Source organism: Sphingopyxis sp. MWB1, from assembly GCF_000763945.1.
Taxonomy (GTDB): Bacteria; Pseudomonadota; Alphaproteobacteria; order Sphingomonadales; family Sphingomonadaceae; genus Sphingopyxis.
Genome location: NZ_JQFJ01000002.1, coordinates 1,007,698 through 1,033,599 on the forward strand (window position 1 = coordinate 1,007,698; position 25,902 = coordinate 1,033,599).

Annotated in this window: 24 protein-coding genes; 13 read left to right on the forward strand and 11 right to left on the reverse strand. The window is 63.1% G+C overall.

The genetic code is table 11. The features are described 5' to 3' along the window. Window positions 1-84: 84 nt before the first annotated feature. From JV18_RS0105625 to JV18_RS0105635, 3 genes are all read right to left on the reverse strand, one after another. A complete protein-coding gene (locus tag JV18_RS0105625) occupies window positions 85-2,508 on the reverse strand; it encodes a TonB-dependent receptor (protein ID WP_033073751.1) in 2,424 nt (807 codons plus the stop codon). A gap of 379 nt (window positions 2,509-2,887) precedes the next feature. Beyond that, the gene (locus JV18_RS0105630; RefSeq protein WP_033073752.1) at window positions 2,888-3,901 is read right to left on the reverse strand and encodes an inorganic phosphate transporter; all 1,014 of its coding nucleotides are present in this window, start codon (window positions 3,899-3,901) and stop codon (window positions 2,888-2,890) included. Between the two features lie 15 nt (window positions 3,902-3,916). Next, a complete protein-coding gene (locus JV18_RS0105635) occupies window positions 3,917-5,041 on the reverse strand; it encodes a DUF47 family protein (RefSeq protein WP_200879071.1) in 1,125 nt (374 codons plus the stop codon). 191 nt (window positions 5,042-5,232) lie between these two features. Between JV18_RS0105635 and JV18_RS0105640 the strand changes: the two genes are divergently transcribed. Beyond that, complete coding sequence (locus JV18_RS0105640) at window positions 5,233-6,783, forward strand: flavin-containing monooxygenase (protein ID WP_081944694.1); 1,551 nt, start codon at window positions 5,233-5,235, stop codon at window positions 6,781-6,783. Window positions 6,784-6,785: 2 nt separating this feature from the next. Here the strand turns inward: JV18_RS0105640 and JV18_RS0105645 are convergent, their stop codons facing one another. The 3 genes from JV18_RS0105645 to JV18_RS0105655 all read right to left on the reverse strand — a co-directional run bounded on the left by JV18_RS0105645 (window position 6,786) and on the right by JV18_RS0105655 (window position 8,771). Continuing rightward, window positions 6,786-6,968 carry a DUF3008 family protein gene (locus tag JV18_RS0105645; protein WP_033073754.1) on the reverse strand — a complete coding sequence of 61 codons (183 nt, stop codon included), beginning with the start codon at window positions 6,966-6,968 and terminating at the stop codon, window positions 6,786-6,788. A gap of 28 nt (window positions 6,969-6,996) precedes the next feature. Next, on the reverse strand, window positions 6,997-7,791 hold the full coding sequence (locus tag JV18_RS0105650; protein WP_052072080.1) for a glucose 1-dehydrogenase: 795 nt from the start codon (window positions 7,789-7,791) through the stop codon (window positions 6,997-6,999). A 161-nt stretch (window positions 7,792-7,952) separates the two neighbouring features. Further along, window positions 7,953-8,771, reverse strand: coding sequence for a DUF4163 domain-containing protein (locus JV18_RS0105655; protein WP_081944695.1), 819 nt, complete (start codon window positions 8,769-8,771; stop codon window positions 7,953-7,955). A 78-nt stretch (window positions 8,772-8,849) separates the two neighbouring features. On the opposite strand from JV18_RS0105655, the gene JV18_RS0105660 reads away from it, so the two are divergent. The 3 genes from JV18_RS0105660 (at window position 8,850) to argC (ending at window position 12,216) form a co-directional block, all read left to right on the forward strand. Further along, a complete protein-coding gene (locus JV18_RS0105660) occupies window positions 8,850-10,265 on the forward strand; it encodes a leucyl aminopeptidase family protein (RefSeq protein ID WP_033073755.1) in 1,416 nt (471 codons plus the stop codon). A 75-nt stretch (window positions 10,266-10,340) separates the two neighbouring features. Beyond that, entirely contained in the window at window positions 10,341-11,285 is a 945-nt protein-coding gene (locus JV18_RS0105665) for a C40 family peptidase (RefSeq protein WP_235302902.1), read from the forward strand. Window positions 11,286-11,289: 4 nt separating this feature from the next. Continuing rightward, window positions 11,290-12,216: an N-acetyl-gamma-glutamyl-phosphate reductase gene (gene argC / locus JV18_RS0105670; RefSeq protein ID WP_033073757.1), complete on the forward strand. Its 927-nt coding sequence runs from the start codon at window positions 11,290-11,292 to the stop codon at window positions 12,214-12,216. Between the two features lie 62 nt (window positions 12,217-12,278). Here argC and JV18_RS0105675 read toward each other — a convergent pair whose 3' ends face one another. Continuing rightward, window positions 12,279-12,494, reverse strand: a complete 216-nt coding sequence (locus JV18_RS0105675) for a hypothetical protein (RefSeq protein WP_033073758.1) — start codon at window positions 12,492-12,494, stop codon at window positions 12,279-12,281. Window positions 12,495-12,656: 162 nt separating this feature from the next. Here JV18_RS0105675 and JV18_RS0105680 point away from each other — a divergent pair, with 162 nt between their 5' ends. Continuing rightward, window positions 12,657-13,997, forward strand: a complete 1,341-nt coding sequence (locus JV18_RS0105680; protein WP_033073759.1) for a PQQ-dependent sugar dehydrogenase — start codon at window positions 12,657-12,659, stop codon at window positions 13,995-13,997. A gap of 186 nt (window positions 13,998-14,183) precedes the next feature. Here JV18_RS0105680 and dnaN read toward each other — a convergent pair whose 3' ends face one another. Beyond that, window positions 14,184-15,299: a DNA polymerase III subunit beta gene (dnaN, locus tag JV18_RS0105685; protein WP_033073760.1), complete on the reverse strand. Its 1,116-nt coding sequence runs from the start codon at window positions 15,297-15,299 to the stop codon at window positions 14,184-14,186. Window positions 15,300-15,474: 175 nt separating this feature from the next. Between dnaN and JV18_RS0105690 the strand changes: the two genes are divergently transcribed. After that, window positions 15,475-15,984, forward strand: a complete 510-nt coding sequence (locus JV18_RS0105690) for a hypothetical protein (protein ID WP_033073761.1) — start codon at window positions 15,475-15,477, stop codon at window positions 15,982-15,984. 12 nt (window positions 15,985-15,996) lie between these two features. On the opposite strand, the gene JV18_RS0105695 is transcribed toward JV18_RS0105690, so the two are convergent. Next, a complete protein-coding gene (locus tag JV18_RS0105695) occupies window positions 15,997-16,878 on the reverse strand; it encodes a LysR family transcriptional regulator (protein WP_033074993.1) in 882 nt (293 codons plus the stop codon). 162 nt (window positions 16,879-17,040) lie between these two features. Here JV18_RS0105695 and JV18_RS0105700 point away from each other — a divergent pair, with 162 nt between their 5' ends. The 5 genes from JV18_RS0105700 to JV18_RS0105720 all read left to right on the forward strand — a co-directional run bounded on the left by JV18_RS0105700 (window position 17,041) and on the right by JV18_RS0105720 (window position 21,049). Beyond that, on the forward strand, window positions 17,041-17,367 hold the full coding sequence (locus tag JV18_RS0105700; protein ID WP_033073762.1) for a UrcA family protein: 327 nt from the start codon (window positions 17,041-17,043) through the stop codon (window positions 17,365-17,367). A 181-nt stretch (window positions 17,368-17,548) separates the two neighbouring features. Continuing rightward, window positions 17,549-17,893, forward strand: coding sequence for a hypothetical protein (locus tag JV18_RS14610; RefSeq protein ID WP_144243868.1), 345 nt, complete (start codon window positions 17,549-17,551; stop codon window positions 17,891-17,893). Window positions 17,894-17,980: 87 nt separating this feature from the next. Next, the gene (rlmN, locus tag JV18_RS0105710) at window positions 17,981-19,219 is read left to right on the forward strand and encodes a 23S rRNA (adenine(2503)-C(2))-methyltransferase RlmN (protein WP_033074995.1); all 1,239 of its coding nucleotides are present in this window, start codon (window positions 17,981-17,983) and stop codon (window positions 19,217-19,219) included. A gap of 404 nt (window positions 19,220-19,623) precedes the next feature. After that, window positions 19,624-20,082 (forward strand): outer membrane beta-barrel protein, encoded by a 459-nt coding sequence (locus JV18_RS0105715; protein ID WP_033073763.1) that lies wholly within the window; start codon window positions 19,624-19,626, stop codon window positions 20,080-20,082. A 319-nt stretch (window positions 20,083-20,401) separates the two neighbouring features. After that, a complete protein-coding gene (locus JV18_RS0105720; protein ID WP_033074996.1) occupies window positions 20,402-21,049 on the forward strand; it encodes an MOSC domain-containing protein in 648 nt (215 codons plus the stop codon). A gap of 8 nt (window positions 21,050-21,057) precedes the next feature. On the opposite strand, the gene JV18_RS0105725 is transcribed toward JV18_RS0105720, so the two are convergent. Further along, window positions 21,058-21,774: an arylesterase gene (locus JV18_RS0105725; protein WP_033073764.1), complete on the reverse strand. Its 717-nt coding sequence runs from the start codon at window positions 21,772-21,774 to the stop codon at window positions 21,058-21,060. 18 nt (window positions 21,775-21,792) lie between these two features. Between JV18_RS0105725 and JV18_RS0105730 the strand changes: the two genes are divergently transcribed. Further along, complete coding sequence (locus JV18_RS0105730) at window positions 21,793-22,491, forward strand: ABC transporter ATP-binding protein (RefSeq protein ID WP_033073765.1); 699 nt, start codon at window positions 21,793-21,795, stop codon at window positions 22,489-22,491. Window positions 22,492-22,603: 112 nt separating this feature from the next. Then, window positions 22,604-25,105 carry an ABC transporter permease gene (locus JV18_RS0105735; RefSeq protein ID WP_052071762.1) on the forward strand — a complete coding sequence of 834 codons (2,502 nt, stop codon included), beginning with the start codon at window positions 22,604-22,606 and terminating at the stop codon, window positions 25,103-25,105. A gap of 33 nt (window positions 25,106-25,138) precedes the next feature. Here JV18_RS0105735 and JV18_RS0105740 read toward each other — a convergent pair whose 3' ends face one another. Continuing rightward, window positions 25,139-25,900 carry a sulfite exporter TauE/SafE family protein gene (locus JV18_RS0105740; RefSeq protein ID WP_033073766.1) on the reverse strand — a complete coding sequence of 254 codons (762 nt, stop codon included), beginning with the start codon at window positions 25,898-25,900 and terminating at the stop codon, window positions 25,139-25,141. Between the last annotated feature and the right edge of the window lie 2 nt (window positions 25,901-25,902).

The following is a 25,902-nucleotide window of genomic DNA, read 5'->3' on the forward strand; positions in this document are numbered from 1 at the left end:
AAGGGGCCCGGTCATAGACATGCATGACCGGGCCTTTTCTTTTTGAGGCCGGGAAAGGCGGAACGATCCGCCTTCCCCCTGTCCTCAGAATTTGAAGCGAACCGTGCCGCCATAAGTACGCGGCTGGTTGGCATAGCCCGAAACACTGCCCTGCTGGGCAACCGACGGGAAAACGGAAATCAGATATTGCGATTTGGTCAGGTTGCGGCCCCACAGACCCACTTCCAGACCATTGGGCAGCGCGACCGTGAAGGAAGCATTGACCTGATTCACTTCGCGCTTCAGATCGCGGGCGACGCTGGCCGGGAAGCCATAGAGGCCATCGACAATCTGCGTCGGGCTTTCATACAGATAGTCGGCATGCAGGATCGCGCGCGTCCCGCCCGCAAATTCATGCGTATAGGTGCCGCCAAAGGTCGCCGACAGATCGGGAATGCCCGCGGGCTTGGTCCCCGACAGATCGCCAAAGGCCGAGCCGACGAAGCTGTCATATTTGGGGTCAAGATAGGTCATCGCCATGGTGAGGTTCAGCCCCTGCACCGGCCGGACCGATCCGTCGAACTCGATCCCGAAGGTCGACTGCTTGCCCGCATTGGCGAGCGCGAAGCCGGTGCCGGTAAAGACGTTCGACTGGAAGCCCTTGATTGACTGTTTGAAGACCGCAAGGTTCAGCGCGGCGAGCGCCCATTGCGCCTTCAAACCGGCTTCATAAACTTCCGACTCCTCCGGCCCCGCAAAGCGCGAACCGGGCACCAAGTTGGGAAGGTCAAGTCCGGCCTCGCGGATCGCTTCCATATCAGCGGCCAGCGGACGGCTGTCGCGCGACAGGTTGATCGAGCTTGCCTTGAAGCCCGTCGCATAGGTCGCATAGACATTGACCGTATCGGTCAGCTCATAAGCGGCGCGGACATTCCAGGCGAGGTCGCTGTCGCGCGTCTTGCCATCCTCAACCGCATTGGGAACGTTGAGGAACTGCGGCTGGAACTGGAACGCCTTCAACGCCTCAAACGGAGTGCCAGTCAGATCGACGCTCGAAAACACGTCGGTGCTGACCACGTCGGTCGCAAAATCCTTGCGGTCCTTCGTATAGTTGGCCCCAGCGGTCAGGCGCAGCCGGTCGGTCACGTCCAGATCCACCGTGCCAAAGATCGACCAGCTGGTGTTTTTCAGGTCGTAATTTTCCACCATGCCGTCGCCGGCGCGGAAGAAAGCGCCCTGATATTTGGTCGGATCGCCTTCCGCGCTGCCCAGGATCGCTTCGAGTGTCGGAACGTTGAGCGTCCCGCCAGTCGCCGCGCGGATCAGCGCATCGCCATAGTCACGGAAGTCGGTGCCGGTGGTCAGCGCGCTATACTGGTCGATCTTCTCGTGGAAATAATAGCCGCCGAGCAGGAAGTTGACGGGGCCGTCAAAGTCCGACGTGAAACGGATTTCCTGCGTGAAGGTGTTGATGTCGACATTATCGCGCTTTTCGCTGATCAGGTCAGCGGCGGTGAAATCCGAATCCTGATTGGCATCGGCACGCACCTGCCGGTAGGCGGTGATCGATGTGAGGCCAATTGAGCCCAGATCATAGTCGATCTGCGCCGAACCACCATAATTGCGGATTTTGTTCGTGGACAGGAAGTTGTTGTACACCCTGTACGAGAAGGGGTTGGCCGGATCGACGCTGGGGCCGCCGACCAGCGCATCGGTGATCGCCACGGTCGGACCCGCGATGATATTGGCGGCAGCGCAGCAATTTTCGTCGATCTTGTCATAATCGCCGATCAGACGGATCGACAGGGCGTCGGTCGGTTCGAGCAGCAATTGCCCGCGCACACCCCAGCGGTTGCGGTCGTTGACGTCCTGGTCGAGATGCGCGTCATAGACATAGCCGTCGCGGCGATTGTAATTGCCGCCGAGCGAGAAAGCGACCGTGTCGCTGATCGGACCGGTGACGCTGCCCTTCACCGTGACAGCATTGAAATTGCCATAGGTTGCTTCGAGCGAACCGCCGAAATCATATTGCGGCTTTTGCGTGACGATGTTGATCACACCCGCCGAGGCGTTTTTGCCGAACAGCGTCGATTGCGGACCGCGCAGCACCTCGACACGCTCCAGATTGGGCAGGTCGCCGACCTGCGCCGCCGAACGCGAACGATAAACGCCGTCGATGAACACGCCGACCGAAGGCTCAATCCCGGCATTGTTCGCGCCATTGCCGAAACCGCGAATGATGAAATTGGTGTTGGCGCTCGACTGCAGCTGCGTCACGCGCAAGCTGGGAACCGCCGACTGAAGGTCGAGCAGGTCGCGCACCTGGGCATTTTCAATGTCTGCCGCCGACGTCACCGACACGGCAATCGGCGTGTCCTGCAGCGTTTCGGAGCGCTTTGTCGCCGTGACGATAATTTCATTGGCATAAGCGCCTGCGCTCGTCGTGCCCGCATCCTGGGCCAAGGCATGGGCGGGGACCGTCCCGGCATATAAAATGGTAGCGCCCAGCAAAATATTGCGAATGTTCATCAGCAATCCTCTCTCATTATGCGGCATTGCTCTCCGGGAAGAGGGGGAAGGGAGAGCTTCAACCGATTAGAGCCAGCTAGTAATCCGCGTTTCTGCGCCGTCAATCCGGGCACCCGCCAGAAAGGGCTTTTGAGATGCCGGGTGATAAAAAAGCAACAGTGTCCGTTAGTTAGACTGTATTATCATTATTATACGCTTGCCGTAGCGTCAGAGGACAAGGATTATCTTTTCGGCGCCGCGCCATGCTCTGGTTAAGCTTTCGAAACCGGGCCCGTTTCAATATGAAATTTTTTTCAGCGCGCGCAGGACGGCAGGCCGCCTCCCCCCCAAGACACCTTCTTCAACGAAGAGAATCGCAAGAAGGCTGCCGCCCGCCCGCTTAGAACAGGCGCGTCAGCGAATAGAAAATTGCCGCCACAACGGCGCTTGCCGGAATGGTGATGAACCAGGCGGCGATAACATTGCCCGCGACGCCCCAGCGCACCGCGCTCGCCCGGCGCGCGACGCCCGCGCCGATGATGCTGCCCGTGATCGTGTGGGTGGTCGACACCGGAATGCCGAGCAGGCTGGCTGTAAACACCATGATCGACCCGCCGGTCGAGGCGGCAAAACCCTGATGATGCGACAGCTTGGTGATGCGTCCGCCCATCGTCTCGATAATCTTCCACCCGCCCGACAGCGTGCCCAGCGCAATCGCGACATAACAGGCGAAAGCCACCCAATGCGGCACATGAAAATCGCCGCTGAGATAGCCGGTCGAATAAAGGAGGACGGCGATAATCCCCATCGTCTTTTGCGCGTCGTTCAACCCGTGGCTGAGCGAATAGGCGGCGGAAGAAAAGAGATGGAGGTAGCGAAAGGCGCTTTCGGCAAATTTGGCGGTCGCCCGCCGCAAGGCCCAGCTGCTGACCAGCATTACCAGCATGGCAAGGAACATGCCGAGCATCGGCGACAGGAAAATGGCGATCACCGTCTTGTTGAGGCCGGTCCATTGTATCCCTTCAAAGCCCGCATGGGCCACGCCTGCACCAACGATCCCGCCCACAAGCGCATGGCTGGACGAGGAGGGAATGCCCTTCAGCCAGGTGACAATGTTCCAGAACATCGCACCGATCAGCGCGCCGAACACCACCGCCGGGGTCACCAGATCCTTGTCGATCAGCCCCGCGCCGATGGTTTCGGCGACCTTGTGCAAGGCGGGAAAGGCAAGGCTGAGGAAATAGGCGGCAAAGTTGAAAAAGGCAGCAAAGATCACCGCCTGCACCGGCTTGAGCAGCCGCGTCGCCACGACGGTCGCAATGCTGTTGGCCGCATCGTGCAGGCCGTTCAGAAAGTCGAAGGCCAGCGCCAGGATGATCAGCCCGACGAGCAAGGGATAAGCGAGTTCGTGCATATGCTGCGCCCCCGCCTAAGCGTGGTCGATGACCAAGCCGTCAATTTCGTTCGCGACATCCTCGAAACTGTCGGTGACGCGCTCAAGATGCCGGTAAATTTCCCGGCCAATCAGGAAATTCGACGTGTTTGACGCCCCATGTTCCTTGAACAATCGCTTAAGGCCCGCGCTGTGAATTTCATCGGCATGGCCCTCCATCCGAACCAGCCGCTCGGTCAGCTCGTGCAGGCGCGGTCCATTGGCGCTGATATTCTGAAGCAAGGGGATTGCCTCCGCCGTCAGCCGTGCGGCATCGACGATGATCCCCGCGATGTCGCACATTTCGGGTTCGAATTCCTTGACGTCATACAGGTCGATCGCGCCGGCGGTTTTCTGCATTTCGTCGATGGCGTCGTCCATCGCGACGATCAGGTCGGTAATCGCGCTGCGGTCAAAGGGGGTCAGGAAGGTGCGCCGCACCGTCTGCAACACTTCGCGGGTGATGGCATCGGCGTCGTGTTCGCGTTCAAACACTTCGCGGATATGATCCGCCATCCCGCTGCCGCCCTGCAACAGCCGGGACAGGGCGTTCGCGCCCAGCACCAGCGTCGCCGCATGGCTTTCAAACAGCTCGAAAAAATTGCCCTGCCGCGGCAACAGCCGCTGAAACCATGCGAACATCTTGTTTGCCCCTGTTCTTTCGCCAATCCGGCTGACGGCCCCCCGTCGCAGCGCGGCCGCACGAAAACCTGTATCGCCAAAGGAACGGATCAGCGCCTGTAGATCAGGTTCGTCCACCGCCTCGGCTGCGGCGTCAAAGGCGAACCATTTGCGTTCGCGCTCGTCCATTTCCTTCCACTCGGTCAACTCGCGCGTGACCGCAAGTGGAAAGACCTCCACATCATACATGATCGACGCGCCATTGGCCCGGCGCTTGCGATATTGATAGCTGCCGATCGAGGTCGGACAGACCGCGCCGATCACCCCGGCTTCCTCTTCCGCCTCGATCGCGGCGGCGGCATGGCGCTCCATGCCGGTCAGCGGGTTCCCCTTGGGCACGACCCAGCGCTTGGTCTCGCGCGAGGTGATCAGCAAAATTTCGGTCGGCCCATTTTGTGTGGGACCGCTGAAACGATAGGGGAGGACAGCGATTTGACGCACAAGGCAATCCTTTTCCCGGGACGCGACCCACCCTGCGCGTCAATGACAAAAACGTGACGCCCCTATGACAATAATATGACAGTCACAAGCCGCTTCGCCCGTCGGTCCTCTATTTTCACTCCTGTCAATTCGATTGCAAAATGCAACGCGGTGCGTAAGCTGGAGCGAAATATAGTCGGGAGAGACATATTATGGCAGCAACGGCGTTAACAGAGCGTTCCGTTGACCCGGGGTCAGCGCATTCATCCCCTGCCCCCGTCGATCAGGATGTGCTGATCGTCGGCGCGGGCATTTCGGGCATCGGCATGGCGGTCCATCTTCAGATGAATTGCCCCGACCACAGTTTCGGCCTGGTCGAACGCCGCGCGCAGCTTGGCGGCACCTGGGACCTGTTCCGCTATCCCGGCGTCCGGTCGGACAGCGACATGCACACGTTGGGCTTTGTGTTCGAGCCGTGGACGCATGAAAAAAGTATCGCCGACGGTCCCTCCATCCTCGATTATCTAAACCGCATCGTCGATGAACGCGGCATCCGCGACTGCATCGCCTTCAACCGCAAGGTGGTCGGTGCGGACTGGGACAGCGCGGCGGCGCGCTGGACGGTGACGCTGGAGGATGAGGAAGGCAAAAGCTCGACCACCACCGCGCGCTGGCTCCATCTGGGGTCGGGCTATTATGATTATGACGCGCCTTATGAAGCGCATTTTCCGGGGCGGGAGACCTTCAAGGGCGAGATATGGCACCCGCAATTCTGGCCCGAAAATGCGGATTACAAGGGCAAGAAAATTGTCGTCATCGGGTCGGGCGCCACCGCCGTCACCATCGTTCCCTCGATGGCAAAGGACGCTGCCCATGTGACGATGCTTCAGCGCACGCCGACCTGGTATTTCATCCGCCCCGCCAAGGACGGCTTTGCCAATTTCCTTCGCAAGATCCTGCCCGAAGAGCTGGCCTATAAAATCACCCGCTTTAAAAATGTGAAGCTGCAAAGCATCGGCTTTCAGCGTGCGCGCACCAAGCCCGAAAAGGTGAAACAATTTCTCACCAGGCGGCTGAAAGCGGCGCTGGGCGATCATTATGATGAAAAGGCCTTCACGCCGCCCTATAATCCATGGGACCAGCGGCTATGCCTCGTCCCCGATGGCGATTTTTTCGAAGCGATGAAGGCGGGCAAGGCCTCGGTCGTCACCGATCATATCGAGCGGTTCGACGCCAGCGGCATCCAGCTCAAATCGGGCGCGCATCTCGATGCCGATGTCATCGTCACGGCAACGGGCCTCAAACTGGCGGTCGCGGGCAAAATCCCCGTCCGCGTCGATGGCGAAGCCGTCAGCTGGGCCGATCATTTCTATTACAAGGCGTGCATGTTCTCCAACATCCCCAATTTCTCGGTGGTGTTCGGCTATTTGAATGCAAGCTGGACGCTGCGCGCCGATATTGTGTCGGAATATGTCTGCCGCGTTCTCAATCATATGGGCAAGCAGGGCAGCAGCATCGCCCTGCCCCGCCTCGACGATCCATCAAGCCTGACCGAGGATAATATCTTCGATTTCTCCTCGGGCTATATCCAGCGTTCGCTGCACATCATGCCCAAAAATGCCGTCGAAATGCCCTGGCGGCTCAGCCAAAATTATGTGCAGGACCGTATCGACATGCGCCGCGATCCGGTCGACGACGGCATTTTGCATTTTGGCCATCCGATGGCGGCGGCGTCCCGCGATCAGCTTGAGGCCGCCGAATAGGCTCAGTCGACATGCTCGGGCTTGCCCTTGCGCGAGCCCGAGGCGAAATCCTCGAGTTCGCTTTCGCTCATACTCTCATACATTTCGCGCGATGCGCCCTGAAGCTTGGACTTGGGCGTCTCGCCGCGCTTGGCGCTGAGTGCGGCCCCGGCCGCCTTTTGCTGCGCCTTGGACTTGGCTGGCATGGTTTGTCTCCTGCGTGCCCGCCCCCCGCTATCCGTTAACGATCATCCCGCCATTGGGATGCAACACCTGGCCCGACATATAGCTGCTGTCGTCGCAGGCGAGGAACAGAAAGGCAGGCGCCACCTCATTGGGCTCGCCGGGGCGTTTCATCGGGGTGCTTTCGCCGAAATGCTCGACCTTCTCCGCCGGGGCGCCGCCGCGCGGGTTGAGCGGGGTCCAGATCGGCCCCGGCGCCACGCCATTGACGCGAATCCCCTTCTCCACCAGATTTTCACTGAGTGAGCGGGTGAAGGCGGTAATCGCCCCCTTGGTCGCACTATAATCGAGCAGCCCGCCTGATCCCTTATACATGGTGACGCTGGTGCAATTGACGATCGCCGCCCCCTTGCCCAGATGCGGCAGCGCCGCCTGCACCAGATAAAACATCCCGAAAATATTGGTGGCAAAAGTACGCTGTAGCTGGTCAGCACTGATATCGCGAATATCGGCGGCGGGATGCTGCTCCCCGGCATTATTGATCAATATGTCGATTCGGCCAAAGGCCTCTATCGTCTTGGCGACACTCTTTTCGCTCGCGTCAACCTTGCCGACATCGGCCTTGATCGTGATCGCGCGCTGCCCTTCGTCGGCAACAATATCCGCCGTCGTTTCGGCGTCCTCGCGATTTTCATGATAGACGATGGCAATATCAGCGCCCTCGCGCGCGAACAGCGCACAGACGGCGCGACCGATGCCGCTGTCGCCGCCAGTGACGATGGCAACCTTGCCCTCCAGCCGCCCCGACCCCGGATAGCGCGGCTCCCAGCGCGGTTCGCGCTGCATGTCGGCTTCACGATCAGCGGGCGGATGCGCGATGCTGTCGCTCTTTCCCACCTCCTGCTTCAGCTTTTTCGCGGCCTGTTTCTTGCCCTTCTTCTCCTTCGGCGTTTCTCCCACTTTCCCGGCTTTGGGCGTCTTCGCCATCATTATCTCCCATAGCTGCGTCAGTTGATCGGCAGGAACTCCCGAGCATATTCGGGCTTCACTGCCTTCACCAACGCGCCGGTCATGGGAATGTTCACCAGATAGCTGCCCTCGGCATAGGGGCCGACTTCATAGGGGGCGATGGCGATGGTCAGCCGGTCGAGATATTTGCCATCGGACGATCCGATCCACACCGTCTGGGCCGAAGCCGGGGGGCATTTGGCAAAGGGGCTGTCGGCATCGCGGGTCGGCTCCACCCCTATGGTCGCTTTCGCGCGCTCTATCCCCGCACAGAATTTGTCGCGAATGGCGGCATCAAAGGCCGAAGCGCTGGTAAACATGTCCAGCGGTTTGATCTGCATGGCCCGATTGCGATCCCAGATCAACGTGTCGAAACTCTGCATCCCGTGCGCACCGCCGGTATAGGTGCCGATCTCGCTCGACAGGCTGACGAAGCGCGGCGTGCTGGTGACCAGCTTCCACGTCTGCAAATGGCTGTGCGCGCGATAGGGATAGCCGCCCTGTTCGGCGCTGGCCTTGTCGCGGCGGGAATCATTGATCAGCGCCTCGCGCTTCGCCTCGCGGTCTGCGTCGAGCCATGCCGCCAGCTTGGGGATCGCCGCCGCTTCGCGCGGATAGCTATAGGCGAAATGGATAAGGTCATTTTCCTCTTTCACTTCCGACGCGCGCGCCTCCTGCGCAGGAACTTCGGCCGGAACGGCGGGAGGTGCGCCGGGCACGGGACGAACATTCGCCTTGGTTGCGGGGGGTGTTTCGGCTTCGCTTCCCGCCGAGCAAGCGCTTACGCTTATCGCAAGCGGAACCAGAAACAGGCTCATCTTATGAGAAGAAATAGTCATCATCTTCGTGCAACTCCGGGAATCGACAAAATATCCCAATGGGCTTAGCACATTTACATGTTCGATTATTCCGATCTGATCCAGCCCGACCAGGGACAGGACGCCCGCACCATCCATCTCGTCGATAAGCAGGGCTTTGAAGCCTGGCTCAAAACGCGCAGCCCCCGCGAACGCGCGGCGCTGGAGGCAGCGGATTTCAAGCCCGCCCCCTATGCCCATGCGATTCTGCCCGGCGATGTGGCGGAAAGCTGGTCGGTGGTAACCAGCGTCGCCAATGTCGACAGCCTGTCGGCCTGGTGCCTCGCCAAGCTGGCCGAAAAACTGCCCGAAGGGCGCTACCGGGTGGAGGGGCGCCAGCCGGGCAAGGCGATTTTCGGCTGGATGACCGCGCAATATCGCTTTGACAGCTATCGCAGCAAGGCGGAGCCGCGCGGCGCCCGCGTGCTGCTCACCGAAGATGTCGCGAGCATCGCCCCCGCGGTCGCCGAAGCGCGCGCGACGGCCCTAGTCCGCGATCTGGTCAACACCCCCGCCGCCGATATGGGCCCGGCCGCGCTTGAGCGCGAGGCGGAGCGGATTGCCAAGGCGTATGGCGGCCAGCTCACAGTAACGAAGGGCGAGGCGCTGGAGCAAGGCTATCCGATGATCCACGCGGTTGGCCGCGCCGCCGCCAAACATCACGCCCCCCGCTTGATCGAGATCAGCTGGGGCAAGCAAGAACATCCGCGCATCGCGCTCGTTGGAAAGGGCGTCTGCTTTGACAGCGGCGGCCTCGACATCAAGCCTGCGGCAGGCATGCGGCTGATGAAGAAGGATATGGGCGGCGCCGCTCATATCCTTGCCCTCGCCGAACTGGTCATGGCCAGCGGCCTTCCCGTCCGTTTGCATTGTCTGGTCGGCGCGGTGGAAAATGCCATTTCCGCCGATGCCTTTCGCCCCGGCGATGTGCTCAAAAGCCGCCTCGGCCTGACCGTCGAGATCGGCAATACCGACGCCGAAGGGCGGCTGGTGCTAGGCGATGCCCTCGCCCGCGCGGGCGAGGAAAAGCCCGAGCTGATCGTCGATTTTGCAACCTTGACCGGCGCGGCGCGCGTGGCGCTCGGCCCCGACCTTCCCGCCATGTTCGCCAATGACGATGCGCTCGCCGCCGATCTGATCGCGGGGGGCGAGCATCGCGACGATCCTGTGTGGCGCATGCCGCTGTGGGATGGCTATGCCGACCTGCTGGAAACCGACATCGCCGACCTGGGCAATGCAGGCAGTTCGGCCTTTGCCGGCTCCATCACCGCCGCGCTTTTCCTCAAGCGCTTTGTCCCCAAGGACAGCGTCTGGGCGCATTTCGACACCTTCGCCTGGCGCCCTTCGGCCCGGCCCGGCCGCCCCAAGGGCGGGGCAGCGCTGGGGCTGCGCGCGGCCTGGGCGATGCTGCAACAGCGCTATGACCGCCGCGCGCGACCGGGCGAAGCCGCTTGATCAACCGCCATCCGCTGGTCTAATGCCGCGCGATTATCCGCTTTTTGCGGCTTATCCGATTTTACAGGACAAAAAGTGACAGGGGAAAAGCTCCATAATTCAACGGCTGCACCGGTTCGTATGGGGCGCCCCGGCGTCGCAGGCCAAGGGCGCGGACGTTTCGGACTGACCGGCACGTCGCAGGCCTATGACCCGCGCGTCGTCGCGATCCGCCCGGACCTCGCCGATGTGGACGTCGCGGGCGTTCATTTCGCTCCCCATTATGCGGCTCCGATGATGCGCAGCGCCATCCTGCCTTCGGCCCCGCTGCGCGCGGCTCCGGCGCTCGATGCCGAACAGACAAGCGAACTGCTGTTCGGCGAAGGCTTTGCCTTGCTCGATATTTCGGGCGGCTGGGCCTGGGGCTATTGCCTCGCCGATCACTATGTCGGCTATCTCGCGGTCGATGCGCTCGGTGCCCCCATCGCGGCAACGCATCGCGTCGCCGCGCCCGAAGCCATTCTGCACAGCGCCCCCGACGCCGCGAGCGGCGGATCGGCGGTGCTTCCGCGCGGCGCGCTGGTGATGGGCGAAGCACAGGGCGAGTGGCTTGAAACGCCCAATGGCTTTCTGCCGCTGGCAGCCCTGACCGCGCCCGACGCGGTTGAGGATGATCCTGCCGCCATCGCCGAAGCGCTGATCGGCACCCCCTATGTCTGGGGCGGGCGCACGGCGAAAGGCATTGATTGTTCGGGCCTCGTCCAGCTTTGCTGGGCATCGGCGGGGGTTCAGCTTCCGCGCGACAGCGACCTTCAGCTTGCTGCCCTGGGTTCGGATCGCGATGTTGCGGCCGGCGATCTGGCACGCGGCGACCTCATCTTCTTCCCCGGCCATGTCGGCATCATGGGCGATGAAACGCATCTGATCCATGCCAGCCAGAAATGGATGGAGGTCAAGAGCGAGCCGCTCGCCGACGTTATCGCCCGCACCGCTGCGGAAGGCCATGATCCGCCGGTGAGCGGATATAAAAGATTGCGTTAAATCCATGACTCACAAGATTTTCATCGACGGCGCGGCGGGAACGACGGGCCTAGAAATTGCCGAACGGCTTGCCGGGCGCAGCGAATTTTCGCTGATCACGCTGGACGAGGCGCGCCGCAAGGATGCCGCCGCGCGGCGCGAGGCGCTGAACGCCGCCGACTTCGTCATCCTCTGCCTGCCCGACGATGCTGCGCGCGAGGCGGTGGCGATGATCGACAATGACCGCACCCGTGTCATCGACGCATCGACCGCGCACCGCGTCGCCCCCGGCTGGGTCTATGGCCTTCCCGAAGTCAGCGGCCACGACAAGGTCGCCGCCGCGATGCGGGTGTCGAACCCCGGCTGTTATTCAACGGGCTTCATCGCCCTGCTCGCGCCGCTGGTCAGCCAGGGTCTGCTTCCTGCCGACTGGCCCTATATCTGTCACGCCGTCAGCGGCTATTCGGGCGGCGGCAAGGCGCTGATCGAACGGTTCGAAACCGACGGCGACATTGCCTGGCGCGGCTACGCACTCGGCTTGGGGCATAAGCATGTGCCGGAAATGCAGGAACGCTGCGGCCTGTCGCTGCCACCGCTTTTCGCGCCTGCGGTCATCCCCGCGCATCGCGGCATGATCGTCGAAATTCCGCTACCCTTGGCCGCCATGACCGGCGCTGCCACGGCCGATGCGATGCGCAGCGCCTTGGCCGCTCATTATGAAGGCAGCCCGCTGGTCGAGATTGGCGAAACGCCCGACAGCGGCGAATTGCTGCTGCGCGTATCCGATGCGGGCGATGACCGGCTGACCCTGTTCGTATTTGCCAATGCCGATGGCAGCCAAGCGCGCCTTGCCGCGCGGCTCGACAATCTGGGCAAGGGCGCGAGCGGCGCCTGCGTGCAAAATCTGAACATCATGGCGGGACTGGACGAAACAGCGGGTCTGCGGCTGTAGGATTTCTTTCCCCTAAGCGCCCGTCATCGTTGCGTTAGAAAGCTGGGTGCTCCGCCAAAGCCCTAATGCACCGTCCCGTGCACATCCTCGGCGGCCAGATAGGTGATCAGCCGCTCGATCTGGCGCCAGCGCGCAAAGAAAATGTGATTGCCGCGCGCCCGATATTGTTCGGCGCGCGCCGCTGCGGCGAAACCCGCTTCTTCGCCATGCTGCGCGATCAAAGCCGTCGCATCGGCGATAGCGTCCCGGTCGGCGAGAAAAGGCGCGGATAGCTGCATGGGATCCTCAGACAATCGGTGGTTTGCCGCCAATAACCCTCCCCCCTCACCGCGCCGTTCCCAAATGTGATGAACAAAAGGGTAAGCATAATTTCCCGGCAAGCCATCTGCCGCTCTATTCGCCCCTTTGCCGCCGCGCCGCAGCGGTGTAAGCAAGGGGCCATGCGCAAGATATTGAAATATGCCGCCCTCGCCCTGTTGCTGCTCGTCATCATCGGGGGCGTCACCCTCTATATGATGGCGCGGCCCGATGTGGCGCGTTTCTCGACCGCCGAACTCAGCGGACGGGTGCCGGTGATGGCCTCGCAAAAGGTCGAAACCTTCCCGACGATCAATGTGCCAGAGGCGACAAGCTGGCCCGCGGGCACCACCCCGCGCGCGCCCGAAGGCCTCAGCGTCGCGCCCTTTGCCGCCGGGCTCGACCATCCGCGCACTATCCTCGTGCTCCCCAATGGCGATGTCCTCGCTGCCGAGGCGCAAAGCCCGCCGCGCGGCGACAGCGGCATCGAAGGCTGGGTGATGAAGAAATTGATGGGCAAGGCTGGCGCGGGCGGCACCTCGGCCAACCGCATCACCTTGCTGCGCGACACTGACGGCGATGGCAAGGCGGACGTCAAAAGCTCCTATATCACCGGGCTCAACTCGCCTTATGGCATGGCGCTGGTCGGTGACACGCTTTATGTCGCCAATACCGACGCGCTCCTCGCCTTTCCCTATGTCGCGGGCGAAACGAAAATGACCGGCAAGGCAAAGAAGGTCGCCGACCTTCCCGCCGCCGCAACCAACCGCCACTGGACCAAGAGCCTCGCGGCCGCCCCCAATGGCTGGCTTTATGTCGGTGTCGGCGCCGACAGCAATATCGCCGAAAATGGCATGCGCGCCGAATTTCGCCGCGCCGCGGTGCTCGAGGTGCGCCCCGACAGCGGCTATGTCCGCACCTTCACCGCCGGACTGCGCAACCCCGTCGGCCTCGCCTTCCACCCCACGGGCGGACGGCTCTGGACCGTGGTGAACGAACGCGACATGCTCGGCAGCGATCTTGTCCCCGATTATCTCACCGATGTGACCGAAGGCGATTTCTATGGCTGGCCCTGGTATTATTGGGGCGGCTTCATCGACCACCGCGTCCCGCCCGATACGGAAGACCGCCGCCAATATGTCAAGCGCCCCGAATATGGGCTGGGCGCGCATACCGCGCCGCTCGGCTTCACCTTCACCCAGGGGCTGGACCTTGGCGACCGCTGGTCAAATGGCGCGCTGATCGCCCGCCATGGCTCGTGGAACCGCGAGCCCGTCGCGGGCTATGATGTGGTGTTCGTGAAATTCGGCGCCAATAGCAAACCGCTCGACGCGCTGCCCATCACCTTCCTCGACCAGTTCCTCGCGCCCGATGGCAAGACCACCCGCGGCCGCCCCGCCGATGTTCAGGTGGCAAAGGATGGCAGTGCGCTGGTCGCCGACGACACCGGCGGTGTCATCTGGCGCGTGGCGAAGGCCGACTAAAAAGCGTCGCCCCCGCACAGGCGGGGCAATCCAGCCCCATCCTCGTCATTGCGGGGAGCCCCGGACCTGATCCGGAGCGACGCGGCAATCTCCAGCTATTGCCGCACAGCGAACGGTGCGAACGGTGGCTGGGATTGCTTCCCCCGGCTTTCGCCGGGCTCGCAATGACGGTGAGTGGTGCGGGTCCTAAACCCGCATCGGCATCAGTACATAGAGCGCCGGGCTCTTCTCGCTTTCGCGGATCAGCGTCGGGGCATTGGCATCGGCCAGATGCAGTTCGACCTGATCGCTGTCGATCTGCCCCAATATATCGCTGAGGTAGCGCGCATTAAAGCCGATCTCCATCGCCTCACTGTCATAGCCAGCGGCGAGTTCCTCGGCCGCCGTGCCATTTTCGGGGCTGGTGACGCTCAGCGTGATGCGATCCTTGTCGAGCCCGACCTTGACCGCGCGGGTCTTTTCGCTGGCGATCGTCGACACGCGATCGACGCCCTGGAACAGGCTTTTGGGATCGACTTTCAGCAGCTTGTCATTCGCGGTCGGAATGACGCGGCTATAATCAGGGAAAGTGCCGTCGATCAGCTTCGACGTCAGCACGGCATTGCCAAGCTGAAAGCGGATCTTGCTCGCCGACAGGCTGATTTCAACATTGCCTTCGGCCTCGTCGAGCAGCTTGCGGATTTCGGCGACGCATTTGCGCGGCACGATCACGTCGGGCATGTCGTTCGCGCCGTCGGGCCGCGTAACGGTATAGCGCGCCAGCCGGTGCCCATCGGTCGCCGCCGCCTTCAGCACCGGTCCCGTCGCATCTTCGGCGACATGGAAGAAAATGCCGTTGAGATAATAGCGCGTCTCTTCGGTCGAAATCGCAAAGCGCGTCTTGTCGATAATCTGGATCAACTCGGCAACCGGCAGTTCGAAAATGGTCGGCAGGTCGCCCTCGGCGATCACCGGGAAATCGTCGCGCGGCAAGGTGGGCAGGTTAAAGTTCGACCGCCCGGCCTTCACCTGCATCTTGCCCTCGGCGGCGGTCAGGCTGACCTCGGCGCCTTCAGGCAGCTTGCGGGCGATTTCGAATAAGGTATGCGCCGAAACGGTGATGGTGCCCGGCGTTTCCACCTTGGCCGCGACGGTTTCGACAACCTGCAGGTCAAGGTCGGTCGCCATCAGCTTCAGGCTGCCCGCGCCATCGGCCTCGATCAGCACGTTCGACAGGATCGGAATCGTGTTGCGCCGTTCCACCACCGACTGGACGTGGCTGAGGCTCTTCAAAAGCACTGCGCGTTCGATCGTCGCTTTCATTCTGTTCCGCCATCCTAAATGTTCGTGCGGGAATAGTCCCTGGACGGAGCCGACACCTTGAGCGCAGGACGCGCCCCGATTCCCTGCCCCGAAAAATGTCCACCTTCCTTAACGCACCCGCCGCGACGCGCAAGCCATGCTTGCAAATCAGCGGCTTTCGCGCGAACGAAGGGCGATGCGCCGCATCCCGCTTTTCCTGTACCTCGGCCTTCTCGCCAGCGCCCTCACCCCCGCGGCGCTCCGGGCGGCCGCCCCGACGGCGCTGGGGGTCTTCGACGGCTGGGGCGCCTTTCGCGAGTCCGAAACCCCGCGCTGCTACGCCCTTTCCAAACCCGCCGCCACCATCGGCAGCCGCAGCGAACAGGCCTTTGCCAGCATCGGTTTCTGGCCCCGCGCGCGCATTCGCGGCCAATTTTATGTGCGCCTGTCCAAGCCGCGCCGCGCCGACAGCGAGCTTCGCCTGTCGATCGGCGCGCGCCGCTTCATCCTCACCGGACAGGGCGTTCACGGCTGGGCGCGCGATCAGCGGATGGACGCCGCCATCATCGCCGCCATGCGCTCGGCCCCCAGCATGAGCATCGAGGGGCGCGGGGCCGAGGGCGGCGCCATCGCCGACACCTATCGCCTGCGCGGCGCCGCCACCGCGATCGACGCCGCCGCCCTCGGCTGCGCGCGTTTGCGCTGATAGGCCGGTCGTTCAGCTGCGGGCGATGCGCGTCAGTTCGCGCGCAAGAAAATCGAGCACAAGCCGGACGCGCGGCACATGCCGCACCCGCTCGTGCGTCAGCAGCCAAACGCCCGTAATATCGTCGTTTCGCGGCGGCAGGCAGCGAACCAGATCCTCCTCGCGGTCGGCCAGAAAGGCGGGAAGAATGGTCAGCCCCATGCCCGCGCGCACCCCGGCGAGCAGCCCCGCAACCGAATCATATTGCATCACCACCGACTCCTCGAGCCGATATTGGCGCAGCCACGCCTGATAAGGCTCCCACAGCGCGCCGCCGCCGCCGATGAAGGGGTGGCGGGCCAGCTGTTCGCGGTTGTTCGGAATGCCGTGAAGCGCTGCATAGTCGCGGCTGCAATAGAGGGTCCAGCCGCTGTCGGCGATACGCCGCCCGACCAGCCCGGCGCCAGCCGGCCGCTTGCTGCAGCGAATGGCGATGTCGGCCGCGCCCGCCCCCAGCTCGCGCAGTTCGTCCGATGTATCGAGCCGTATCTGGATGCCGGGATGCGCGGTACGCAGGTCGCGCAGGATCGCCGGCAGCACGGTGAGCGCGAAAATCTCCATCGCGGTCACGCTGACCACCCCGCCCGCATCGCGCGATTCCGCCCGCGCCAATTGTTCAAAGCGCGCCGCCGCATCGCGCACTCCCAACGCATTTGCGAGCATCGCCTGCCCCGGCGGAGTCAGCGCATAGCCAGCCGAACGCCGCTCGAAAAGGTGCAGCCCCACCTCCCGCTCCAGCGCGGCGACCCGGCGCGCCACCGTCGTCTGGCTGACGCGCAACTGCCGCGCCGCCGCCAGCGTGCTCCCCGTTTCGGCAACGGCGATAAAATATTTGAGGTCATTCCAGTCGAACATAGGCTGTTGTGCCCGATTCCCGCCGCCGCCGGCATTCTGCATTTTTGCAGAATGGGCAGCCATCATCGTTGCTCCCGGTGCAGGCGACAAGCCCCTATCTCGAAAGGGTCGGTTCTTCTCCTCCCCTCCTGATCCCTTGCGAACCGGCCGATGGAGATAAAGATGCAAAAGCTGTCGCTCCTCCCCTTCCTTTTCATCAGCGCTGCCGCCTTGCCGGCGTTCGCGCAGGTTGAACCCGCAACCGAACGGCAGGCGGTAAGCTATGCCGACCTCGACCTGCGAAAGGACCAGCATGTCCGCAAGTTGGACCGGCGCATCGCCCGCACCGCGCGCAGCCTGTGCGGCGATGCGCCCGACTATGACCTCAAGGGCAAAAATGCGGTGCGCGCCTGCCGCCGCGACGCAGCCCAGCGTGCCCGCGCGCAGGCTGCACCCATCATTGCCGCCGTCCGCCGTGCCTCCCCCGTACGCGTGACGGCGCGCGACTAAGGGGCAGGACGCCTTAAGCCCCCGCCGCAAAATAGCGCGCAAGGGGCTTCTGTCCCGGCGCGGCCGACAATAGGTTGCAATTCCATACTTGCCCCCGCGCGGCGGGTGGCGCATGATCCTCCTGCCCCTTGAATCTGGCCCGGCAGAGGCCGCCAAGGGGGTGTTAGGAGAGGAATTGCATATGAACGCTGTCACTCGCTGCGACGCCGACGCCCGCGAACGGCACCGCACGCTCGATTTCATCGGGCTTCGTGCCCATGCCACCACCGTCGGCCTGATCCAGCTTTGCGAGGAACTGCTCAACGCGGGCGTGCTCAAGCCCGAAGGGCTGGAGCGAATCAAGAACGCCATTCGCACCGAACTCACCGTATCCAACGCCCGCATTTCCAATCAGCAGGATTTCGATACGACGCTGCGGCACCGGATCGACGCGATTTTCCCGCAGGCGCCGGGCCAGCCGCCCAAGGAACATGTTGGTTCGCTGGATGAATTTGAGGATGCGCTGGGCGAATATCACGGCGCCTGACCCCTTGGTCGCCTGATTGGCCCAAGCACGGAGGCGGCACGCGCGCAATTGCGCTTGGGCCGCTTCCACCCTATATGCCCGCCCATCATGCAGATCCCCGGCCATATTGACCCGGTTACGACCGGCACCGTGCCCCTGCGCGGGGGCAACCGCATCGACCTTGTCGGTCTGACGCGCGAGGAAATTCGCGCGCGCCTCGAAGAAGCCGGGCTCGATGCCAAGGCGGCCAAGCTGCGCTCGAAACAAATCTGGCACTGGATCTATCATCGCGGCGTGACCGAATTCGACGCGATGACCGATATTGCCAAGACGATGCGCCCCTGGCTGACCGAGCGCTTCATCGTCGGGCGCCCGAGAGTGCGCGAGGCGCAGGTGTCGAACGATGGCACGCGCAAATGGCTGCTCGCCGCCGCTGATGGCCAGGAATATGAAATGGTCTTCATCCCCGACGCCGATCGGGGAACCTTGTGCGTCTCAAGCCAGGTCGGCTGCACGCTCAACTGCCGCTTTTGCCATACCGGCACGATGCGCCTTGTCCGCAATCTGACCGCGGGCGAAATTGTCGGCCAGGTCTTGCTCGCGCGCGATGCGCTGGGCGAATGGCCCAAGGGCACGATGGCCTCGCACGCCGATATGGAGGATGAGGATGATGAGGCGGGTCATTATACCGCCGATGGCCGCATGCTCACCAACATCGTCATGATGGGCATGGGTGAACCGCTCTATAATTTCGAGGAAGTGAAGGGCGCGCTCAAGATCGTCATGGACGGCGACGGCCTTGCGCTTTCCAAACGGCGCATCACCCTGTCCACCAGCGGCGTCGTGCCGATGATGGCGCGCGCGGGTGAGGAAATCGGCGTCAATCTTGCCGTCTCGCTCCATGCGGTGACCAAGGAAATTCGCGACGAAATCGTCCCTCTGAACCGCAAATATGGCATAGAGGAACTGCTCGAGGCCTGCGCCGCCTATCCCGGCGCGAACAATGCCCGCCGCATCACCTTTGAATATGTGATGCTGAAGGACAAGAATGACAGCGACGCGGACGCCCGCGAGCTGGTCCGGCTGATCAAGCAATATCGCCTGCCCGCCAAGGTCAATCTTATCCCCTTCAACCCCTGGCCTGGCGCGCTTTATGAATGCTCGTCGCCCGAACGGGTGCGCGCCTTCAGCAATATCATTTTCGAAGCGGGCATTTCGGCGCCGATCCGCACCCCGCGCGGGCGCGACATCATGGCTGCCTGCGGCCAGCTCAAAAGCGCCTCGACCAAACCCAGCCGCGCCGAACTCGACCGCATCGCAGCGGAGAAACAGGCGGCGCTCGGATAAGCGCGCGATTAATATTTAATCCCGCCTTATTCCCCGAACGTCATTGCGAGCCGGCAAAGCCGGGCGAAGCAATCTCCAGCCATCACCCTTGCACTCCCGATAGCCGGGCAGAGTTGTGTACCCCGGCGAAAGCCGGGGCCCAGGGACGGAAAGCACCAACCTCTCCGCCGCCCGGTCTTCGCCGGGGCACACCAGCCTATTGGCCAAAGGCCACAAGCACCGCCTCTGCAGGGAACCGCCCCTTTCCGCTGTCAACGCCCCTCCGTGTTGCAAAAACAACACAGGTAAGGAAATTGTCATATTCTGTACGATCCGTTCATTGAAGCGACAGCCGCAAACGCCATCTAGGGGGCGATCCGCGACCCAAAGGGCGTGGGTTCGAATGAAAGCAAAAGGAAAAGAAAATGAAAAAATTCGCAGTTGCTGCCGCTCTCCTCTCGGCCGTTGTTGCCACCCCCGCTCTCGCCGCTGACGGCGGTGAAGCCCGCGTCGAAGTGCGCGGCGGCTATATCTGGGGCAATGGCGCAGACGAAGCCACGCTCGGCATCGCTGGTGGTTATGATTATGACCTCGGCACCAACACCTTTGTCGGCGCCGAAATCGCGGGCGACAAGGTGCTCGTCGACGGCGCGAACGTGCAATTCTCGGCTGGTGGCCGCGCCGGTGCCAAGGTTGGCACGGCTGGCAAGGCCTATGTCAACGCCGGTTACACCTTCGGCGACATCGATGATCCCTATGTCGGTGCTGGCTATGAGCACAAGATCGGCCAGAATCTTTATGGCAAGGTCGAATATCGTCACCAGTTCATCAACAATTTCGGTGACTTCGACACGGTTGCAGTCGGCCTCGGCATGGCCTTCTGATCGACCGCACAGCGATCAAGGGAAAGGGGCGGTCCAAGCGGCCGCCCCTTTTCTTTTGTTCCCTGCAACTGCCCCGGACGGCCCCTAAAAGCTTCCCTCCGACATTCCCGCCGGAAAAATCGCCGGAAATCCGCTAAATATTTGACATGAATTGATAATATCAAAGTTTAGCTTCCATCCCCGCTTAACGTTCCGCAGCATTTTCGCCAACTTCCGCGCCTTTTCTCCTTTCCCTCCCCTCCTTGCCTTTCCTTCGCCCGCAAGCAAAGGTCCCGCCGACGACGCCCTTCCTCCTCTTTCGACCCCGGAGCTCCTCAGCATGACCTTTCCCATCGACGCCATTCTCACCGGGAAAGCGCAGATTTTCGGGACAAAGGGCGAGAAAAGCGCCATTGCCAAAAGCCCAACCGACGCGCCGTGCAGGGTCGGCTTTCTGGGTCTCGACGGCGATGAACAGGGTGACCTGTCGGTCCACGGCGGCCCTGACAAGGCGATCCACCATTATCCGCGCGACCATTATCCCTTTTGGGTCGAAACGCTGGGCACCCACCCTCTGCTTGCCGAAGCTGGCGCTTTTGGCGAAAATATCTCCACTCACGGGCTGACCGAAAGTGCCGCCTGTATCGGCGACCGCTATCGGCTGGGGAGCGCGCTCGTGGAAATCAGCCAGGGACGCCAGCCATGCTGGAAACTCGGCTACCGCTTCGGCATCGCAAGCGTCCCGGCTATGGTGGTAAAAAGCCGACGCAGCGGCTGGTATTATCGCGTGCTGGAAGAAGGTATGGTCGCGCCCGGCGACCGGCTGGAACTCATCGAGCGCCCACAACCCGAATGGAGCGTCGAGCGCGTCTTCATGCTGCTGATCGGCGGCACGGGCAAGCTCGAGCCGGAGGCGCTGCGCGCGCTCGCTGCGATGGAAGGTCTCGCCGGAAACTGGCGTGCGCGCGCCGAAAAGCTGCTCGACTGAAATCGGCCTTATTCGGCGCCCGGCAACGCCTGTTCGACAAGTGGTGCCAGCGCCTCCGCCACCAGCGCTACCCCCTTGGCATTGGGGTGGAGATTGTCGGCCAGCATCAGATCCTTTTGCCCCACCACATCATTGAGGATGAAGGGATAGAAAGAGGCATTATATTTGGCGGCGAGCTCGGGGTAGATGGCGTTGAATTCCTGTACATAATCACTGCCCAAATTGGGCGCGGCCATCATGCCGGTGAGCAGCACGGGAATGTCGCGGCGCTGAAGCTCGGCCAGCATGGCGTCGAGATTGGCCCGGGTTTCATCGGGACCGATACCGCGCAACATGTCATTGCCACCCAGTCCCAGGAGAACGAGCGCAGGTTTTGCCTTGGCATTGTCGAGCACGAAGGACAGGCGCTGCCGTCCCGCTGCGGTGGTATCGCCCGAAACCCCGGCATTTTGCACCCGCGCCTCTATCCCATCGGCGCGCAAAGCGGCCTGAAGCCGGGGCGCAAGCCCCTCCTTCGGTCCCAGGCGATAACCCGCATAGAGGCTGTCGCCAAAGGCGATGACGAGCGGCGCATCCTCCGCCACCTGCGCCTCGGACGCTGCCGATGCCGCCCGGTCGTTGGTCGATCCCGAAGGCGCGTCGGCAGAGCCGCACCCGGCAAGCGGTTGGCAAATCGCGATCAGAAATCCATATAGGGCGAAATTACGCCAGCCGGCTTTTCTCATTATCCAAAGGGTCCCTTCTTGACCAATGCCTCCCGACCGTCGCCCGATCCGGCGATTGCCGCCCATAATGTGACGTTGACGCTGGGGACCGACAAGGCCCCCGTCGAAATTTTACGCGGCGTCGATCTGGAAGTCGCAGCAGGCAGCTCGGTCGCGCTGCTCGGCCCCTCGGGATCGGGCAAAAGCTCTTTGATGGCGGTGCTCGCGGGGCTGGAGCGCGCCAATGGGGGCAATATTCGCGTTGCAGGGCTGGATTTCACCCGCATGGACGAGGATGCGCTGGCACGCGCCCGGCGCGGGCGGATCGGCATCGTGCTGCAAGCCTTTCACCTGCTGCCGACCATGACCGCGCTCGAAAATGTCGCGGTGCCGCTGGAGCTGGCGGGTATCGCCAACCCTTTTGACCGCGCCGCCGCCGAACTCGAAGCCGTCGGGCTCGGCCATCGGCTGGGCCATTATCCGGCGCAATTGTCCGGCGGCGAGCAGCAGCGCGTCGCCATTGCGCGGGCAATGGCGAGCGAACCCGCGATCATCTTTGCCGATGAACCGACGGGCAATCTCGACACGGCGACGGGCCATGCGATTATCGAACTGATTTTCGCGCGCCGCGCCGCGCTGGGTGCGACCCTGCTGATCATCACCCATGATCCCGAACTGGCCGAGCATTGCGACCGGGTCGTGGTGATGCACGACGGACGGATCGAGGAGCGTTCGTGAGCGCCGCGCTTCATACGCATCGCGCGAGATCGAGATGCCCCTCCGCCTTGCTCTATGCCGATGAGTGTCTCGCCTTCGCTCGACACGAGCGGACAAACGGGGGGCACAGCTAATGCTCCCCCTCCCCTCGCTCTGGCGCATTGCGCGGCGTGATTTTGCGACGCGGATTCGCGGATTGCGGCTGCTCGCCATTTGCCTGTTTCTGGGCGTGGCGACGCTCGCCGCCATCGGCAGCCTGACGCGCGGGATCACCGCCGAGCTGGAGGTGCGCGGCCAGACGATCCTGGGCGGCGACATCGAGTTCGAACTGCCCCAGCGCGAGGCCAGCGAAGCCGAAATGGCGGCCTTTCGCCGTGAGGGGGCGGCATCAGCAACGGTGCGGATGCGCGCCATGGCGAGCGCACCCGATGGTGAGGCGCTGCTTGCCGAATTGAAAGCGGTCGACGCCGCCTATCCCCTCTATGGTGAAATGCGGCTGCGTAGCGGCGCGCGCAAGGGGCCGCCTAGGCCGGGACATATCTGGATCGGTGCCGATCTCGCTTCCCGCCTGACGCTGGGGCCGGCAGACGAGGTCAAATTTGGTGACAAATATTTCCGCATCGAAGGGATTATCGCGCAAGAACCCGACCGGCTGGGTGAAGGCTTTACGCTGGGGCCGGTGGCGATCATCGGCCTCGCCGACCTGCCCGCCACCCGGCTGATCCAGCCGGGAAGCCTTTATGAAAGCAAATATCGCATTCGCCTGCCCGCCGGAGTCGCCCCGGAGGAAGTCGCCGACCGGCTGGACGAAGAATTTCCGGACGCTGGCTGGGATATCAACGACCGAAGCAACGGCGCCCCCGGCACGCGGCGCTTTATCGAGCGTATGGGGCAGTTTCTCTCGCTCGTCGGTCTTGCCGCACTGGTGATTGCGGGCATCGGCGTCGGCAATGGGGTGGCGAGCTATCTCAATGGAAAGCGTCCCGGTCTGGCGACGCTGAAAGTTCTGGGGGCGGATAGCGGCACCTTGCTGCGCATCTATGGCTTGCAGATATTGGCAGTGGCGCTGATTGCGATTGGCGCCGGACTGGTCGTGGGCGCGCTGGCGCCAGCAGCCGTCGGCTGGGTCGCGGGCGACGTCCTGCCAGTGAAACCGGGACTCGCGCTCTATCCGCTGCCGCTCGCGGTCAGCGCCGCCTATGGCCTGCTGATTGCACTGGCCTTTGCACTGCCCCCCTTGGCGGCGACGCGCCATATTCCGGCGGCGGGCCTGTATCGCGCGACGGTCGGCGGCGCGGGACGGATCGACCTGCGTACGCTCGCCATCGTTGCCGCCGCTTTTGGAGCGATTGTCGCGCTGGCAGTCGGGACGGCACGCGAGCCTCTATTTGCGCTGAGCTTTATCGGGGCAGCAATTGGCCTGCTGCTGGTGTTGATGGCGATTGGCTGGGCGGTGCGGCGCGGCGCGAGCCTGTTGCCGCCGCCGCGCCGCCCGCTGCTGCGGCTGGCGCTCGCCAATCTCCACCGGCCCGGATCGGCGACCGGCGCGCTGGTCGTGGCGCTGGGGCTGGGGCTGACGCTGTTCGTCACACTGGCGGCGACGCAGACGAGTATCACCGCCGAGGTGAGCCGCACCGTGCCGCAGCGCGCGCCAAGCTTTTTCATCCTCGACATTCCGCGCGATGCCGAAGACCGGTTTCGCGCCACCGTGCGGCAGGCCGAACCCGATGCCGATATCAACATGATCCCCGCCTTGCGCGGGACGATCACCGAATTTGCCGGGCAGCGGGTCGATGAACTGGAAGAATTGCCCGAAGGCGCCTGGGTGCTGCGCGGTGACCGCGGACTGACCTATAGCCCGACCTTGCCCGAAGGCAGCAGTCTGGTCGCGGGCCGCTGGTGGCCCCGCGATTACAAGGGCCCGCCGCTGGTCAGCGTTGAACGCGATGTCGCCGAGACATTGGGGCTGAAGCTGGGCGATACGCTGACCGTCAATGTGTTGGGGGTCGAGGTGCAGGCAAAGATCGCATCCTTTCGCACCGTCGATTGGGACAATTTCGGGCTGAACTATGTGCTGGTCTTTTCCCCCGGCACATTCGACGCCGCGCCGCATAATATGGTCGCAACGGTGGCGGTCGGCCCCGAGGCCGAGGCGATGTTGGCGCGCAGCATCCCGCGCGCCTTCCCGTCTGCCTCGCTGATCGCGGTGCGCGATGTGGTGGGACAGGTGACGACGCTGCTCACGCAAATGGGTCAGGCGATTGCAGTAGCGGCGAGCATCGCCATCCTCGCCGGGATCGCGGTGCTGATCGGCGCCATTGCTGCCAGCCGCGAAAGGCGCGTGTATGACAGCGTGATCCTGAAACTGCTCGGCGCGACGCGCGGGCAGATATTGGGGGCGCAGGCGATGGAATATGCGCTGCTGGCGCTGATTTTGGGCGCGCTGGCGCTGGGGCTGGGGCTGGCGGGCGCCTGGTATGTGGTGACGCAGATTTTCGAGTTCGGCTTTGCGCCCGACCCGATGATCGTCGGGCTGACGCTGGTGGGCGGCGCGGGGCTGGCCTTTGTGATCGGCATCGCGGGAAGCTGGCCCATCTTGTCGGCGAAGCCCGCACAGGCGCTGCGCGACCTGTGATACCTTATTGCAAGCGCGTTGGCGGAAGATGGCCTAGTTGAGGATTCGCACCACCGCTGACACCGCCGCAATGCCGAGGACGAGCGCGACCATGGCTTGCCAGACATGGGGCGGTACGCTGCCGAAATGGCGCCCGCCGAGCCGGTTTCCGAGCCACATCGGCGGGAAGAGCAGCAGCGAAAGCAGGAAAAGCTTGAGCGTGGCAATCCCCACCCACAGGGCCGCGAGCGTTCCGGCGATGGCGGTCAGGAAAAAGATGAGCAGCATTGACGCGCGCGAAATGCGCGGATCGAGCGCGCGGCGCAGGTAAAAGGGCACGACGGGCGGCCCCGGCATGGCGGCAAAGCCGGTGAGCAGCCCCGACGCCAGCCCCGTGCCCGCAACTGCCACCCGTCCGGGACGATGCCCGGCGGGCTGTTTGGGAAGCAGCACGGCAACAAAGGCGCCGACCGCGACCAGGGTGATAAGCAGCCGCGCGACATCAGGCCGCGCAGCCTCCAGCGCCATCATCCCCAGCGGCGTCGTCACCATGGCGATAAGACCGATGGGAAGCGCCGTGGCACGATCCGCATCGGCCATGATGATCTTGATCCCCACCGGGCCGATGAGCAGTTGCAGCAAGATGCCAAGCACCACCGCCTCCCCCGGCGCGATGATAAGGCCGAGCAAGGGCACAAGGATGATCGCCATGCCAAAGCCGGTGAGCCCGCGCACATAGGCCGCGCCAAAGGTCATCGCCGCCGCGCCCGCCAGCGTCAGCAGCGGCAGGCCGAGAAAGGTGCCGCTTGCGCTCAAGA